Below are 15,692 nucleotides of genomic sequence, written 5' to 3' on the forward strand. Positions count from 1 at the left end.
TTGCAGGCTTGGCTCTGGGTTGTAAAGCCATCGTTATGGCACGAATTGCCGCTGTATCCGTAGAACATGACAGTTGTGCATTGTCACATTCAGGGATTGAATGTTGCCCTCATGCAGTCGTCGCCCTTTCGGGCTGCTCGACACGCAAGGAGAGGCAGGCATGCTCGATCAGTTCGCGTTTGTGTCCCCCAGGGCCATGGCCCACGCCGGACAACTCGACTCAGGCTTTGCCACCAACGGCAAAGCCTGGGTTCATTTCGACGACAGTATCTCTAGCCTGACCACCGGATTGACGCTCGATCATGCCGGACAAATCCTGGTGGCAGCCAGGATCGAGACAGCCCACGGCAGTCGGTTCGGGCTGGCGCGACTCAACCACGACGGTGAAATTGACCCGGACTTCGGCACCCGCGGCTACGTGATCGGCGCGTTTGAACACGGTTTCGAAGCGACAGCGGGCAAGGTGATCGTGTTGCCCAATGGGCATATCCTGCTGTCCGGCCTGCACTATGAAAGCAACGACCACACCCTTCCCGCCCTGGCGCTGTTCGACCAGCAAGGTTGCGCCGTTCAAAGCTTCGGCAATGCCGGCCGGCACATCATCAGGCTTTGCGGCAATCTCTCCCAAGGGCTGCGCGACCCCTGGCTACCGCCCGGCGTGCCGGGACTTGAGGCTTGCGACATGCAAGTGCAGGCCGATGGCCGGATCCTTGTGCTCGCCAATCACCACTATCAATTTTCCGACCATGTCGGCGTACTGATTCGGCTCTTGCCCGACGGGGCATTGGACTCCTCATTCAACGGTCGCGGTTTCGTGATGGTCCGACGCTTGTTGAAAAATACCTGGCTCGGCTGCCTGGTGCTCCAGGCTGACGGTCATATTGTCGTCGGCGGCGCCATCGACTTGCCCCAGCATGGCCTGATTGCCCGTTATGACAGCAGCGGCCAACTCGATGACAGCTTTGGCGAAAACGGCTTCCTGTCCATCCTGGCCCAGGGGCACAGCGTGATGGTCAGCCAAATCGTTCAGGATGCGGCCGGTGATCTGCAGGTGTTCGGCAGCAGCCGTGATCCGATGCATAGCCTGTCCCTGAAAGTGCGCCCCGACGGCAAGCCGGACCGTCATTGCAACCAGGGTCAGTGCCAACTCATGGCGATCGGGCGCACTGCCAGTCAGTGGACCGCCGCCCAGCTTCAAGCGGACGGAAAACTGGTGACCGCCGGCGCCACGATCGGCGGTATCGAGGCCGATTTCGTACTTGCCCGACATCTACCGGACGCCAGCCTCGACCCGGATTTCGGCCAGGGCAAGGGCTGGGTTCGCACTCGGCTCGGCTATAGCCTGGACACCGCCACTTCCCTGGCTATGCAGGCTGATGGAAGAATTCTGGTAGGCGGCTATTCGCTCCAGGGCCATTATCGAGCGGTGGTTGCGCGGTATTGGGCCTGAGCAGGATTGTCGCGAGTGAACGGTATTTATTCTTACTCTTGATATTCCTTATTTCTTACGGCAAGTTGCGCGCTTCTAAATAAAAGGAGCAGCCAATGTCCGGTTCGATGGCTCAAGCTTTCGCGCATAACTTTCTGGGGCATTCCCCACGCTGGTACAAGGCGTGCGTCATCACGTTCCTGATCCTCAATGCCGTGGTGCTGTGGACCCTGGGCCCGGTCGTTGCCGGTTGGATGCTGGTGGTGGAATTCATCTTCACCCTCGCCATGGCCCTTAAATGCTATCCGCTGATGCCTGGCGGGCTTTTGCTGGTCGAAGCGCTGGTGATGGGCATGACCACGCCCAAGGCGCTATACGATGAGCTGCTGCACAACTTCCCGGTCATCCTGCTGCTGATGTTCATGGTGGCAGGGATCTACTTCATGAAGGATCTGCTGCTGTTCCTGTTCTCGCGCCTGCTTTTGGGTGTGCGCTCCAAGGCGTTGCTGTCCTTGATGTTCTGTTTTCTCTCGGCGTTCCTGTCTGCGTTCCTTGACGCATTGACCGTCACCGCGGTGATCATCAGCGCTGCCGTGGGCTTCTATGCGGTGTATCACCGTGTGGCGTCGGGCAACGATCCGCGCCAGGACAGCAATGTCGATGAAGACCATGATCTGCCGTCGAGCCATCATGAAGATCTCAATCAGTTTCGGGCGTTTCTACGCAGCCTGCTCATGCATGGTGCCGTCGGCACGGCGCTGGGCGGCGTCTGCACCCTGGTAGGCGAACCGCAGAACCTGCTGATCGGCCATGAGATGGGCTGGCATTTCGCTGATTTCTTCGTGAAAGTCGCTCCTGTGTCGCTGCCAGTGCTGGTTGCCGGGCTGCTGACCTGCGTAGCCCTGGAAAAACTGCGCTGGTTCGGTTACGGCACGCTGCTACCGGACAACGTACGTACCGTGCTGGCCGATTATGCCGAGCAGGACAATCGTGAACGCACCGCACGGCAACGCGCCGCCCTGATCGTCCAGGGTATTGCCGCGCTAATCCTGATCGTGGGCCTGGCCCTGCACATTGCCGAAGTCGGCCTGATCGGCCTGATGGTCATCGTGTTGATTACCGCCTTCACCGGCATCACCGACGAGCACAGGCTTGGCAATGCGTTCAAGGACGCCATGCCGTTCACCGCGCTGCTGGTGGTGTTCTTTGCAGTGGTGGCGGTCATTCATGACCAGCAGTTGTTCAAGCCGCTGATCCAGTGGGTCCTGGCCCTGCCCGCCGACCAGCAGCCCGGCATGCTGTTCATTGCCAATGGCCTGCTGTCGGCGATCAGCGACAACGTGTTCGTGGCAACCATCTACATTACTGAAGTCAAACAGGCCTTCGTATCCGGCCACATGAGCCGCGAACAGTTCGAGACCCTGGCGGTGGCCATCAACACCGGCACCAACCTGCCGAGCGTCGCCACACCCAACGGCCAGGCGGCATTCCTGTTCCTGCTGACCTCGGCGATCGCCCCACTGATTCGCCTGTCCTATGGCCGGATGGTGTGGATGGCACTGCCCTACACCGTGGTGATGGGTGGCTTGGGCTGGTATGCGGTGACTTACTGGCTGTAGAAGTATTGCTGAGCAGAAGGAAAACCTGTGGCGAGGGAGCTTGCTCCCGCTGGGCTGCGCAGCAGCCCCAAGAAAGCATTGACACTGCGGTGTGTCAGGCAAGTACAGGGGGGCGCTTCGCGCCCCAGCGGGAGCAAGCTCCCTCGCCACAAAGGGCCAAAGCTTATCGCGGCAAGATGTAGCGTTCGATCGCCAGCGCCGCGCCGTCTTCGGTAACGGCTGCAGTGATGACATCGGCCTGGCGCCTGATCGCCTCCTCCGCCTGTCCCATGGCAATCGACAATCCCGCGCGGTGGAACATTGCCGGGTCGTTGCCACCGTCCCCCATGGCCGCTGTCTGCTCCAGCGGCACATCGAGAAACGCCGCCAGGGTCGACAGCGCTTCTCCTTTGTTCGCTTTCATGGCTGTCACATCCAGGTAGATCGGTTGCGAGCGCGACACCTGGGCCTGGCCCTTGAGTAGCGGATGCAACCGCGCCTCCAGCTCCACCAGCAGGTTCGTGTTGGCGCTGGTGGCGACGATCTTGTCGATCCGCTCAAGGTAAGGCTCGAAACTCTCGACTTCTACCGGTGGGTAGCCCAGGCCACGTGTCTCCACCGGCACCATCGGACCGTTGGTGTCGCGCACCAGCCAGTCGCCATCGGCAAATACCCAGACTTCGATGCCGGGCTGATCGGCGTACAGGGCCAGTGTGGCCAGCGCTGCCTCGGCTGGCAGGTAGTGGACGGCAAGAAAGCTGCCATCGGGATGGACCAGCGTGCCGCCATTGAACGCCGCCGTGGGCAGGTCGACGCCGAACGCCTCGATGAACTGCAACATCGCCCGCGGCGGCCGCCCGGTGGCGAGGCTGAACAACACTCCGGCCTCACGCAATGAGCGAACCGCCTCGACGGTGCGCTGGTTCAGGCTGTGGTCGGGCAACAGCAAGGTACCGTCCATGTCGCTGAGCAGGAAACGGATGGGATGCTTCATCAGATCACTCATCCGAGGTCGTGCCAGACGCGACTGTCGCGGGCAAGCAAATCATCGGCGGCGGCCGGGCCATCTTCGCCAGCCTTGTAGGGCTGGACCGCTGTGTCCTGCTGCCAGGCATCGAGGAACGGCTGCACGGCGCGCCAGCCGTTTTCGATATTGTCGGCACGCTGAAACAGCGTCTGGTCGCCGGTCAGGCAATCGTAGATCAGGGTTTCATAACCTGTGGACGGCTGCATTACGAAGAAATCCTTATAGGCGAAGCCCAACTCGATATTGGCCATGTCGAGTGCCGGCCCCGGCCGCTTGGCCAGCAGGTCGAACCACATGCCTTCATTGGGCTGAATCTGGATTCTCAAGTGCGTAGGTTGCAATTCGTCGACGTCGGTGTCGCGAAATTGCGCGTAAGGTGCTGGCTTGAAGCAGATGACGATCTCCGTGTCCCGCACGCTCATGCGCTTGCCGGTGCGCAGGTAAAACGGCACGCCGACCCAGCGCCAGTTATCGATCATGACCTTGAGGGCGACGTAGGTCTCGGTGCTGCTGTCAGGCGCCACGTTGGCCTCCTGGCGATAACCGTTGACCGCCTTGCCGCCGACTTCACCGGCTGTGTACTGGCCGCGGACCGAGTTGGCCCGGGCCTGCTCCACCGACCAGGGCCGGATCGCGCCGACGACCTTGGCCTTTTCGCCACGCACGGCGTCGGCACCAAACGCCGCTGGCGGCTCCATGGCCACCATCGCCAGCAGTTGGAAAAGATGATTGGGCACCATGTCCCGCAGGGCGCCGGTGTGTTCATAAAAACTGCCACGGGTTTCCACGCCGACCGTTTCGGCGGCGGTGATTTGTACGTGGTCGATGTAGTGGTTGTTCCAGAACGCCTCGAACAGGCTGTTGGAGAAACGGCTGACCAGAATGTTCTGCACCGTTTCCTTGCCCAGGTAATGGTCGATGCGATAGATCTGCTTCTCGCTCATGACCTTGAGCAGGCAAGCGTTCAGCGCTTCGGCGGTGTGCAGGTCGGAGCCGAACGGCTTTTCGATCACCACGCGACGGAAGGCCCCTTCCTGCTCCTGAAGCAGCCCTGCCGCACCGAGGCGGCTGACCACTTCACTGAAAAAACGTGGCGCGGTCGCCAGATAGAAAACCGCGTTGCCGGTGCCGCTGGCGGCGATTTTCGCCGCCAGCGCCTGGTAGGTGCTCTCATCGAGGAAATCACCCTGGACGTAGCTGATGCCCTTGGCCAGCTTGGCCCACAGCACCGGATCGAGCGCCCGGTCGGCATCGCCGCCCTTGCTCGCCGCTTCGTTACGGATGAAGTCCTCGAGTTTCTTGGCAAAATCCACATCGCTGATGGCGTTGTGGTCAACCCCGATGATGCGCAGCCCATCGCCCAGCAGACCGTCGCGACTGAGGTGGTAAAGCGCCGGCATCAGCAGACGCTTGACCAGATCGCCATGGGCGCCGAACAGAAACAACGTGGTCGGCGGCGCGGGTTCTGCCTTGGATTTGCTGCCGATCGAGGTCATTTTTTCGGCGTCTCCACGTGGCCGCCAAAGCCGAAGCGCATGGCCGAGAGCATTTTGTCACCGTACGTACTTTGCTGGCGCGAGCGGAAACGGGCAAACAACGAACTGGACAGGACCGGAACCGGCACCGCTTGCTCGATGGCTGCCTCGATGGTCCAGCGCCCTTCACCGCTGTCGGCGACTTCGCCGGAAAAGCCGTCCAGTTTCGGATCGCTGGCCAGCGCATCGGCGGTCAAGTCCAGCAACCAGGACGACACCACGCTGCCGCGACGCCAGACTTCGGCGATATCGGCCAGGTTCAGGTCGAAGCGCTGCTCCGCTGGCAGGCTTTCGCTGGATTTGGTCTTGAGGATGTCAAAGCCCTCGGCAAAGGCCTGCATCATGCCGTATTCGATGCCGTTGTGGATCATCTTCACGAAATGCCCCGAACCGGCCGGGCCCGCGTGGATGTAGCCACGTTCGGCGCGGTCATCGTCGGATTTGCGGTCACGGGTGCGCGGGATGTCGCCCATGCCTGGGGCCAGGCTGTCGAACAATGGGTCCAGGCGCTTCACCACTTCGGCATCGCCGCCAATCATCATGCAGTAACCGCGCTCCAGGCCCCAAACGCCGCCGGAGGTGCCAACATCGATGTAGCTCAGGCCTTTTTCCGACAGGGCCTGGGCGCGACGGATGTCGTCTTTGTAATACGTGTTACCGCCGTCAATGATCACATCGCCCGGCTCCAACAGCTCGCTGAGGACGTTGATGGTGTCTTCGGTGGGCGCGCCGGCCGGCAGCATGACCCAAACCGCCCGTGGTTTCTCCAGCCCGGCGACCAGTGCCGGCAGGTCCGCGACGCCCGTGGCGCCATCCTGGCGCAGGTTTTCGACAAAAGCGGCATTGCGGTCATAGACAACGGTGGTGTGCCCATTGAGCATCAGGCGCCGCGCAATATTGCCGCCCATGCGGCCCAGTCCAATGATCCCGAGTTGCATGTGCTGATGCTCCCTACTACAAATAAAGGTAAGTCAAAGGTTTAGCTCGTACGACACGTGGAGGTTAGTCCAGAGCATTGCTGCATAGTTTCCGGGTAATTCGAGCGATCACAAGGGATAACGCTCAAGATCCGGCCGAAGACACAGCGACCATGAAAAATAAAAAAGTTCCAATCACAAGCAAAAGAAATCAGAATCGGCGCCGATAGTAGAGGTGTCGACCAAATACTGGCGACATCTCTATAGTTGATGTACGCCATTTGCGAGGTGAGCAATGGGCCCTGTCGTTACCGCACGTCCTCCCCAAACCCTTTATGTGACCATTCGTCGCGATGAATTGCGCCTACTCAAGGAAGAACGCGATCTACTGCTTGATGAAGTGACGCAGTTGCGCATGCAGTTGCAATACGCACAGCTGCCCCACCAGAGCCAGTCCCTGGCTCGGTAACCGCCCCCGGAGGCACGGTTGAAGAAGTGACGCTGGTCAAACAGTGTCACTTTCATGTAGTCCTGCCGTGCCCACTTGCGGCGAGAATTCTATCTGTGGGAGCAAGGCTTGCCCACGATGAACGATAACGCGGTTCAGCGGTACGACCGCGGCGCGGCTATCGCGGGCAAGCCTTGCTCCCACAGGTCCCGCCCCTAGAGACAAATCCCCTTGCCACAGGTGCATTCGCACCTCACGTGCGTTTTGTATCCGAAAAACTCACAAAGTTTTCACAACCGACTCGTAATACTCTCTGCCTTTAAGGTTGCTCGGCGTATGCCTGCGGTCACCAATTCGGTGCCGACAGCTTCGTCGACAAAGGCTGGAGCGCTTGATGAGTTTGTTCAAACGCAGCAAAACGACTGCGAAAGGTTTCGACTGGGCCGGGCTTGGCTGGCTGTTTCTGTTCTTCTGGTACTTCTCTGGCATCACCCAACTGCTCATTCTGTTGAGCGACACCTCCGGCTTCACCGGCTTTCGCCAAGCGTTCGTGATGAGCGCGGTGTGGTTGGCGCCCCTGCTGCTCTTCCCCGCCCGCACGCGCGTGCTCGCCGCCTTGATCGGCGTGGTGCTGTGGGCCTGCTCCATAGCCAGCCTGGGCTACTTCTTCATTTACCAGCAAGAGTTTTCCCAGAGCGTCATCTTCATCATGTTCGAATCGAACGTGTCTGAAGCCGGCGAATACCTGACACAGTATTTTGCCTGGTGGATGGTGGCGGCGTTCCTGGCCCACACCGCCGTCGGCTATTGGCTCTGGACTCGCCTGCGCCCGGTGTACCTGCCCCGGGGCCAGGCCATGGTCGCCGCAGCCGTCATCGTGCTCGCCGTGGCCGGTTATCCGCTGGTCAAGCAAACCCTGCGCACCGGCAGTTTCGCCGGTGGCTTGGAGAAATTCGAGAATCGCATCGAGCCGGCCGTCCCGTGGCAGATGCTGGTGGCCTATCGTCGCTACGGTGAACAGTTGGAGAACATGCAAGGCATGCTCCACAGCGCCAGCAAGATCGCGCCACTGCGCAACCTCAAGGACGCCATGGCCGACCAACCGGCCACTCTGGTGCTGGTGATCGGTGAATCCACCAACCGCCAGCGCATGAGCCTCTACGGTTACCCGCGCGAAACCACGCCTGAGCTGGACAAGCTCAAGGACCAGCTGTCGGTGTTCGATAACGTCATCACCCCACGCCCCTACACCATCGAAGCGCTGCAGCAGGTGCTGACGTTCGCCGACGAACAGAACCCGGACCTGTACCTGAGCACCCCGTCGCTGGTGAGCATGATGAAACAGGCCGGCTACAAGACCTTCTGGATCACCAACCAGCAGACCATGACCAAGCGCAACACCATGCTCACGACGTTTTCCCAGCAGGCCGACGAGCAGGTGTACCTGAACAACAACCGCAATCAGAATGCCGCGCAGTACGATGGCGATGTGATCGAGCCGTTCAACAAAGCCCTGGCCGACAGCGCCCCGCGCAAGCTGATCGTGGTGCATCTGCTCGGCACCCATATGAGCTACCAGTACCGGTATCCGCCGACCTTCAACAAGTTCACCGACCGCCAAGGCGTACCGGCGGGCGTGCGTGATGATCAGGTCCCGACCTACAACAGCTACGATAACGCGGTGCTGTACAACGACTTCGTCGTGTCCAGCCTGATCAAGGACTACGCCAAGACCGACCCCAACGGCTTCCTGCTGTACCTGTCCGACCATGGTGAAGACGTGTTCGACTCCGCCGGCCACGACACACTGGGCCGTAACGAAGGCAAGCCGACCGCGCCGATGTACACCATCCCCTTCATGGCCTGGGCCTCGCCCAAGTGGCGCGAAAGCCATGACTGGAACTTTGCCGGCGACCTGTCGCGTCCCTACAGCAGCTCGCACCTGATTCACACCTGGGCAGACCTGGCAGGCTTGAGTTTTGACGAGCTGGACCGCAGCAAGAGCCTGGTCAGCGATGACTTCAAGGCCCGGCCGCTGCTGATCGGCGACCCCTATCAAACCCCACGCAAGGCCCTGATCGACTTCAGCCTGATGCAGCCCAAGGCACCGACGACCGCAGTCGTGCAGAAATAACCGAAACCCATCAGAAGCCCGCTTTTACAGGGGCTTGATCCAGAACTCCATAGGCCCGTGGGCCGGGTCGAACATGCCGGCGGCAAAGCCGAACTTGGCATAGCTGGCCTGGGCCACGGCATTGCCCTCCAGCACTTCCAGGGTAATCTTGCAGCAACCACGCTGGCGGGCGATGCCCTCAACCTTCTGCAACATCTTCTGGCTCAACCCGAGGCCGCGAAACTCCGGCATCACCGCCATGTCGTGGATGTTCACCAGTGGCCGGCAGGCAAAGGTTGAAAAACCCTCGAAACAATTGACCAGCCCCGCCGGTTCGCCGTTGACGAAAGCCAACACGCTGAAGGCATGAGGGCGCTTAGCCAGTTCCTCGGGCAGGTGCAGCAGCACCTCGGCCGGCAAGGGATGCCCCCCGCCCATCGGGTCCTGCGCATAGCCATTGAGCACATGACAGATCGCTTCTGCGTGGACCGGGTTGGTGTAGCTGGCTTGCAGTACAAGGATGTCCTTGGCTTCTTCCATGATCTTCCATCTCACTTCGTTAGTGCCGCTGGCTCGAAGCCGTCGCCGGGATACAGGTCAGGCTTGCTGACCAAAACGTTGCATTTGCATTTCCTGGAGGCGGCTGAGGGTACGGCGAAACGGGAATTGCAGATAGCCCTCGGTATACAACTCATCCATCGGCACCTGGGCCGAAAGGCACAACGGCACCTTGCGGTCATAACATTCGTCGACCAGGGCGATGAAGCGCCGTACGCCATCGTCATGGATCGACAACTGCGGCAATTCGCGATCACCGGCCTCGACCCTTTCGACGCCGTCTTCGGTGCCACGGGCAATGCGCCCTTCGCGCTGCTCGGCGCTCAGGCACGGCACGTCACTGAGCAGGATGACGCTGAAGCGGTCGCACAGCGCCATGAAATCCAGCGCCGAGAACGGTTGCTCGCACAGGTCGGAGTAACGGCTCCAGAGCACGCTGTCGCTGGCCTGGACCGGTTCAAGCAGGCGATGACCGACCTCGATCGGCGCACCGCTCGACGCTTGCCCGCTGGTCAACTGGTTGAAGACGTCACCCAGCGGATCAGGTTGCCCGGGATCGCGCAGCCAATAACGCTGCTGTAATTGGCCTGGGTGCTGGCGATGGTCTTGCCAGCCGTTCACCGGCACGACCTGCATATATCGATTGATCGCGGTGATGGTCGGCAGGAAACGCTCACGGTTGTGGCCGTTGGCATAGAGCTCCTCCGGCGGCAGGTTGGAGGTACTGACCATGACCATCCCCAACTCGAACATCACCTGGAACAGGCGCCCGAGGATGATCGCATCGCCAATGTCGTTGACGAACAGTTCGTCGAAACACAGCACCCGTACTTCAGCGCTCAATTCCCGAGCCAGGGCCTGCAAAGGATCCGGCGTGCCTGTGAGCTGGAACGAACGCTGATGCACCCACGCCATGAAATGGTGGAAGTGTTGTCGACGGGCCGGCACCTTGAGGCTTTCATAAAAGCGGTCCATCAGCCAGGTCTTGCCACGTCCCACCGGGCCCCAGAGATAAACGCCCTTGATCGCCTTGCGACCTTCGTGCAACGCCTTGTGGCATTGCTCCAGTGTCATGATGGCCAGTTCCTGGGCCTCGTCCTGGACGAAGCCGTGGTGTTCGATGGCATGCTGCCAGGCACTCAAGGGGGAGTCGAAAGTCATACGGCCCGGGTCCGGAATACGAAGGTGGGGAGTATGCCATGACAGCGGGGGCGGATGAGTCATTCACCTGCCTGTGACTCAATGCCAAACCCTCTGACTCAACGCCAAGCCTGTGTGTGGCGAGGGAGCTTGCTCCCGCTCGGTTGCGCAGCAACCGCAAAAGCTTGGGGCCGCTACGCAGCCCAGCGGGAGCAAGCTCCCTCGCCACAACTGCGTTCATTTCCTATACAACAGCGCTCGCCTTCTTAAGTTGAAACAACTTAAATCGAGATATCCAACCGGCTGATCTTGCCCTGCTCATCGAGCCGGAAGGTGTAGCGCAACTCCAGCGGGCTGCCGGGGAATGTCCCGGAGATCAGGTTCTGCACCAACACCTTGCCAGTGCGTTGCTGCACATTGAGGACTTCCACACGCGGCTGGAAGCGCCGGGCAGTGTCTTCCATCCATTGGGCGATGGCCTGGGTGCCGACACGGTGCTGGCCTTCATCGAATACGTTGGCATCCTCGGCGAAGAAACGCGTCACCGCCGAACTGTCACGGGCATTGGCAGCCGCAATGTAGCCGGCGATGGCCGGGGCCAGGGAAGAGACGGGATTGGACATGGTACGGCTCCTTGTTTTATCGATCTGGCACCATGCTAGAACAGCGTTGTGTCAGTTTTTGTCAGGAGTGAACCGTCCGCTTTCGTCCAGCTTCATCAGCGCGAACCAGTCGCGCAGCAAGTCGCTGCGGCGGCCCGGATAGCGCTCGCCCTGCTCGGTGGCAGAGGCAATCCGATCAGTGCGAAAAGTCCGATAGGCGCCGCGCAATTCGCACCAGGCCACCACCACCCGCGCCTCATTGAAAAAGCCCAGGGCCAGCGGCCAGATCAAGCGTTGACTCGGGGTCTTGTTCACGTCGGCGTAATCGATGTGCAGCTTGGCCTGGGCGCGAATGGCCTGGCGGTACACATTCAGTTCCACCGTGTTCTGCGGATAGCCATAACCCGGTGGGCCGGGCAGCACCGTGGGGTTGCGCAAAGCGTCTCGCACATCGGGGGCCAGCACTGCAGCGACCTTCGCCAGGGCGTCGGCGGCTGCCTTGCCCAACACCTCGTCGGCGCGCTGATCGACGTAGCGCAAGCCCAGCACAATGGCCTCGATCTCATCGGCGGTGAACATCAGTGGCGGCAGGAACAGGCCGCTGCGCAAGACATAACCGATGCCCGCCTCGCCCTGGATCGGCGCACCAAGGGCGGTGAGTTCGGCGATGTCGCGGTACAAGGTGCGCTCGGAAACGTTCAGTTCTCCCGCCAATGTCGCAGCGGTGACCGGGCAACGCTTGCCCCGCAAGACTTGCAGCAAAGTGAGCAACCGAGAGGTACGCGACACGATGGACTATCCGGAAGAAAAAAGTTGACGCAGATTAGCAGAGGCTGGTGTCAGAAACTGTCAGGAGCCCTCTTGCCATGTCTCGCATACATCGCTGTGGCATGGGGTTTTGTGGGTTTTGTGGGTTTTGTGGGTTTTGTGGGTTTTGTGGCTTTTGTGGCTTTTGTGGCTTTTGTGGCTTTTGTGGCTTTTGTGGCGAGGGAGCTTGCTCCCGCTCGGTTGCGCAGCAACCGCAAAAACTTGGGGCCGCTACGCAGCCCAGCGGGAGCAAGCTCCCTCGCCACCAAAAGCGCCCTATCCAAGGGTTCGTGGGTTGCCATGGGGCACCTGTGGGGTATCGTGCTCAATCGCTTCCGGTTTTTTCATTCGTTGAGAGTCAAGCCATGCGCAGAATCCTCGGCCTTTCCGTTTTCCTGATACTGCTCAGCCTGAGTGCCTGCGCCCTCTTCCCGCACCGTGACCCGCTGAACATCAACGTGGTCGGCATCGAACCCTTGCCCAACCAGGGCCTGGAGGTGCGTTTCGCCGTGAAACTGCGCGTGCAGAACCCCAACGAAACCGCGATCGACTACAACGGCGTGGCGCTGGACCTGGAGGTCAACGACCGTACGCTGGCAACGGGGGTCAGTGACCAGAGCGGTTCGATCCCGCGCTTTTCCGAGGCGATCCTCAGTGTCCCGGTGAGCATTTCGGCGTTTTCGGTGTTGCGCCAGACCTTGGGCCTGAGCCAGACCCAAAGCCTGGACAACCTGCCCTATGTGCTCAAGGGCAAGCTCGCCGGCGGCGTATTCGGCACCCTGCGCTTCGTTGACCGCGGAACCCTCGACCTGCCGGGCTCCGCCGCCAACTGGTGAATCACGCCGTGAAACGCACGCCGGGCTTGGCGCGCTCGTCCACCACCAACTCGAACACATCTGGCCTGGCGTAATGCCCCACCACGTCATAGTCGTAACGCGCCCGCACCAGCTCATCGGTGTCGATTTCGGCAATCAGTAGCCCAGCCGTGTCCTTCAGCGGCCCCGCGAGTACATCGCCCATGGGGCCGACAATCACGCTGCCTCCAGCAATCAGCGGCCGCTCGGCCGGCCAGTGCGCGACCTCGATACCCAGGGCCTGCGGCGAGGCCTGGACCTGACAGGCACTGACCACAAAACAGCGACCTTCGTGGGCGATATGGCGCATGGTCACCTGCCACATCTCCCGCTCATCCACCGTTGGCGCACACCAGACTTCCACCCCTTTGGCGTACATCGCGGTGCGCAGCAGCGGCATCATGTTTTCCCAGCACACCGCCGCGCCGACCCGACCGACCTGGCTGTCGATCACCGGCAAGGTCGAGCCGTCGCCCTTGCCCCAGATCAGCCGCTCGGTGCCGGTGGGCATCAACTTGCGGTGCCGGGCCACCAGGCCCGCATCGGGTTCGAAATACAGCGCGGTGCAGTACAAGGTGCTGCCGACACGCTCGATGACGCCCAGCACCAGGCTCGCCCCCGTACGCGCCGATAGCCCGGCCAGCGCTTCGGTTTCAACGCCAGGCACGTCAATGGCATTGGCAAAATAGCGGGCAAACGCCTCGCGTCCCTCCGGCAACCGGTAACCCAGTTGAGTCCCGAACGCTTCGCCCTTGGGATAGCCACCCAGCAGCGCTTCAGGCATCACCACCAGGCGCGCGCCAGCCTCGCGAATGGCTTCTTCGTAGGAAAGGATCTGTGCCAGGGTCTCGCCCTTGCCGCCAGGCAACGAGCCGATCTGCAGGGCAGCCACAATGGATTTGGGCATGGTTTTTCAACTCCTCGATCATCAGGTGTTGCCGATTCTCAGGCAGCGGCCGATCATGAATAAAGCCCCGAATACTGCTAAATGATATGAGCCTTATGAATATCGCCGACATCGACCTCAATCTGCTGAAGACCTTCGAAGCCCTGCATGACGAATCCAGCGCCAGCCGCGCCGCCGTACGCCTGGGCGTGACCCAGTCGGCCATCAGCGCAGCGCTGCGCAGGCTTCGCGGTTTGTATGACGATCAATTATTCGTGCGCACCGGCCGGGGCCTGGCGCCGACGCTGCGGGCCAACCAGCTCAAGCCGGTGATCAGCGAAGCACTGGATAAATGCCGCCAGAGCCTGGCGATGGTCGACCCGGATGCCAGCCATTACGAAGGCCGCTCGGTCATCGTCGGCCTGTCGGACGATTTCGAGATTGCCCATGGGCGACGCTTGATCGAAGAAGTGGCCGACCGAGCGCCGGGCCTGCGCTTGATTTTCCGCCAGACCCACAGCCAGATCGTCGGCCGGGCCCTGATGGAGCGCGACCTTGACCTGGCGATCACGGCGGGCGGTTTCGCCCAGCGGTTGCTCAGCCGCCAGGTGTTGGGGGAAGGCGATTACGCCTGCCTCTTGGACCCGGCGAGCCTGGCGCAGGGCCAACAATCCCTCAGCCTGGAGGCGTTCGTGGCCCGTGAACATCTGCTGGTGTCTTCAGGTGGTTTCATCGGTATCACCGACGAAGGGCTGGCCGGGCTTGGCCTGAGCCGGCGAGTCTGTGCCTCGACCACCCACTTTGCCGCGTTGCCGTTCCTGCTCAAGGGCAGCCAGGCCGTGGCGACGATTCCGGCCCATGCCGCCCGGGCCATCGCCGACCTCAGCGGCCTGGCCTTGCTGCCCTGCCCCCTGGCCTTGCCCCGCTACCCCATCGAACTGGGATGGCGAACCCACACGCAAATGGAGCCGACAATGCTCAAGGTTCGCGAGGCCATTACGGCAACATTCACCTAAGGCTTACTTGTTGGCAGCCATCAGTCGATTGACTTCACTGCGTACCATGTTGGCGTACTCCGGCGGCGACATGCCGTCCAGTTCGGCACGCACCCACTCGGCCCACTTGCCCTTGCGTTTGGAGCGCTCGCCGAACAAGCGGGCAGCATCGCCCTTGGCTTTGCCCAGGTTGTTTTGCCACAGTTCAAAAAGTCGGGATTTTTCGTCTTCCAGCGCGGCGCGCTCGGCCAGGGGCTTGTCAGCCAGATTGAAGCTCATGGGAATTACCTGTTGCGTAAATAGGCGCCATCTTACACCTTGCAGGGAAACGTCTTAACCACGATTTGTGATGGGCTGCGCCGACAAGGCCAAACGTTGCAACTTTTGCACAAGCGCAGCACTCCATTGATCAATGCCATCATCAGCAAGGAGTACTTCAATGGCCCGTAAAAGCACCGTGCAAGCGAATGGAGAGCAAATCAAGGATCAAGCCTTCAGCGAACTGAAGGCGTTGATCGAAGAATCGGAGAAGCTGCTCAAAAGCAGTGCCTCGCTGGTGGGCGAAGATGCTGAAAACCTGCGCGACCAGATCTCCCAGAAACTGCAACAAGCGCTTGATTCGGTTGCCAGCGCACGGGAGCGCACCCGCCCCATGGTCGACGCCACTGAAGTCTATATTGGCGGCCACCCCTGGCAGACCGTGGCGATTTCCGCCGGTTTCGGGCTGGTGGTGGGTTTGTTGCTAGGACGGCGGTAAGCATCACAAACCAGCCCCCGAACCTC

At 60.9% G+C, this 15,692-nt stretch carries 16 protein-coding genes; 7 read left to right on the forward strand and 9 right to left on the reverse strand.

Annotation, left to right across the window (positions count from 1 at the left end):
• Window positions 1-160 precede the first annotated feature (160 nt).
• Window positions 161-1,450: a hypothetical protein gene (locus V7773_RS04205; protein ID WP_336072427.1), complete on the forward strand. Its 1,290-nt coding sequence runs from the start codon at window positions 161-163 to the stop codon at window positions 1,448-1,450.
• Between the two features lie 95 nt (window positions 1,451-1,545).
• Window positions 1,546-3,048 carry a sodium/proton antiporter NhaB gene (gene nhaB / locus V7773_RS04210; RefSeq protein ID WP_336072428.1) on the forward strand — a complete coding sequence of 501 codons (1,503 nt, stop codon included), beginning with the start codon at window positions 1,546-1,548 and terminating at the stop codon, window positions 3,046-3,048.
• 163 nt (window positions 3,049-3,211) lie between these two features.
• Here the strand turns inward: nhaB and V7773_RS04215 are convergent, their stop codons facing one another.
• From V7773_RS04215 to gnd, 3 genes are read right to left on the reverse strand one after another with little or no spacing between them, the layout of a single operon-like run.
• Window positions 3,212-4,033, reverse strand: coding sequence for an HAD family hydrolase (locus V7773_RS04215; RefSeq protein ID WP_336072429.1), 822 nt, complete (start codon window positions 4,031-4,033; stop codon window positions 3,212-3,214).
• Window positions 4,030-5,550, reverse strand: coding sequence for a glucose-6-phosphate dehydrogenase (gene zwf, locus V7773_RS04220; RefSeq protein WP_063320881.1), 1,521 nt, complete (start codon window positions 5,548-5,550; stop codon window positions 4,030-4,032). The genes V7773_RS04215 and zwf overlap by 4 nt, the downstream gene beginning before the upstream one ends.
• Window positions 5,547-6,551 carry a phosphogluconate dehydrogenase (NAD(+)-dependent, decarboxylating) gene (gnd, locus tag V7773_RS04225; protein WP_256572296.1) on the reverse strand — a complete coding sequence of 335 codons (1,005 nt, stop codon included), beginning with the start codon at window positions 6,549-6,551 and terminating at the stop codon, window positions 5,547-5,549. Before gnd ends, zwf begins: the two co-directional genes overlap by 4 nt.
• A 250-nt stretch (window positions 6,552-6,801) precedes the next feature.
• Between gnd and V7773_RS04230 the strand changes: the two genes are divergently transcribed.
• Together V7773_RS04230 and V7773_RS04235 are read left to right on the forward strand one after the other, a co-directional pair.
• Window positions 6,802-6,975 (forward strand): DUF6026 family protein, encoded by a 174-nt coding sequence (locus V7773_RS04230; RefSeq protein ID WP_170845969.1) that lies wholly within the window; start codon window positions 6,802-6,804, stop codon window positions 6,973-6,975.
• 373 nt (window positions 6,976-7,348) lie between these two features.
• Window positions 7,349-9,088, forward strand: coding sequence for a phosphoethanolamine transferase CptA (locus V7773_RS04235; RefSeq protein WP_336072430.1), 1,740 nt, complete (start codon window positions 7,349-7,351; stop codon window positions 9,086-9,088).
• Window positions 9,089-9,112: 24 nt separating this feature from the next.
• Here the strand turns inward: V7773_RS04235 and V7773_RS04240 are convergent, their stop codons facing one another.
• The 4 genes from V7773_RS04240 to V7773_RS04255 form a co-directional block, all read right to left on the reverse strand.
• Window positions 9,113-9,607: a GNAT family N-acetyltransferase gene (locus V7773_RS04240; protein ID WP_063320878.1), complete on the reverse strand. Its 495-nt coding sequence runs from the start codon at window positions 9,605-9,607 to the stop codon at window positions 9,113-9,115.
• 57 nt (window positions 9,608-9,664) lie between these two features.
• Window positions 9,665-10,786, reverse strand: coding sequence for a cell division protein ZapE (zapE, locus tag V7773_RS04245; RefSeq protein ID WP_336072431.1), 1,122 nt, complete (start codon window positions 10,784-10,786; stop codon window positions 9,665-9,667).
• Window positions 10,787-11,046: 260 nt separating this feature from the next.
• A complete protein-coding gene (locus tag V7773_RS04250) occupies window positions 11,047-11,388 on the reverse strand; it encodes a nuclear transport factor 2 family protein (RefSeq protein WP_072348557.1) in 342 nt (113 codons plus the stop codon).
• 51 nt (window positions 11,389-11,439) lie between these two features.
• Complete coding sequence (locus V7773_RS04255) at window positions 11,440-12,156, reverse strand: helix-turn-helix transcriptional regulator (protein WP_072348558.1); 717 nt, start codon at window positions 12,154-12,156, stop codon at window positions 11,440-11,442.
• 383 nt (window positions 12,157-12,539) lie between these two features.
• Between V7773_RS04255 and V7773_RS04260 the strand changes: the two genes are divergently transcribed.
• Entirely contained in the window at window positions 12,540-13,010 is a 471-nt protein-coding gene (locus tag V7773_RS04260) for an LEA type 2 family protein (RefSeq protein WP_063320874.1), read from the forward strand.
• Window position 13,011: 1 nt separating this feature from the next.
• Here V7773_RS04260 and V7773_RS04265 read toward each other — a convergent pair whose 3' ends face one another.
• The gene (locus V7773_RS04265) at window positions 13,012-13,935 is read right to left on the reverse strand and encodes a carbon-nitrogen hydrolase family protein (RefSeq protein WP_063320873.1); all 924 of its coding nucleotides are present in this window, start codon (window positions 13,933-13,935) and stop codon (window positions 13,012-13,014) included.
• Between the two features lie 86 nt (window positions 13,936-14,021).
• Between V7773_RS04265 and V7773_RS04270 the strand changes: the two genes are divergently transcribed.
• Window positions 14,022-14,930, forward strand: coding sequence for a LysR substrate-binding domain-containing protein (locus V7773_RS04270; protein WP_336072432.1), 909 nt, complete (start codon window positions 14,022-14,024; stop codon window positions 14,928-14,930).
• A gap of 3 nt (window positions 14,931-14,933) precedes the next feature.
• On the opposite strand, the gene V7773_RS04275 is transcribed toward V7773_RS04270, so the two are convergent.
• Complete coding sequence (locus tag V7773_RS04275) at window positions 14,934-15,188, reverse strand: hypothetical protein (protein ID WP_003181187.1); 255 nt, start codon at window positions 15,186-15,188, stop codon at window positions 14,934-14,936.
• A 160-nt stretch (window positions 15,189-15,348) separates the two neighbouring features.
• On the opposite strand from V7773_RS04275, the gene V7773_RS04280 reads away from it, so the two are divergent.
• Window positions 15,349-15,666, forward strand: coding sequence for a DUF883 family protein (locus tag V7773_RS04280; protein ID WP_092142788.1), 318 nt, complete (start codon window positions 15,349-15,351; stop codon window positions 15,664-15,666).
• Window positions 15,667-15,692 lie beyond the last annotated feature (26 nt).

The sequence above is a fragment of the Pseudomonas sp. 3JA genome, assembly GCF_036961705.1.
In the GTDB taxonomy this organism is placed as follows: domain Bacteria; phylum Pseudomonadota; class Gammaproteobacteria; order Pseudomonadales; family Pseudomonadaceae; genus Aquipseudomonas; species Aquipseudomonas fluorescens_Q.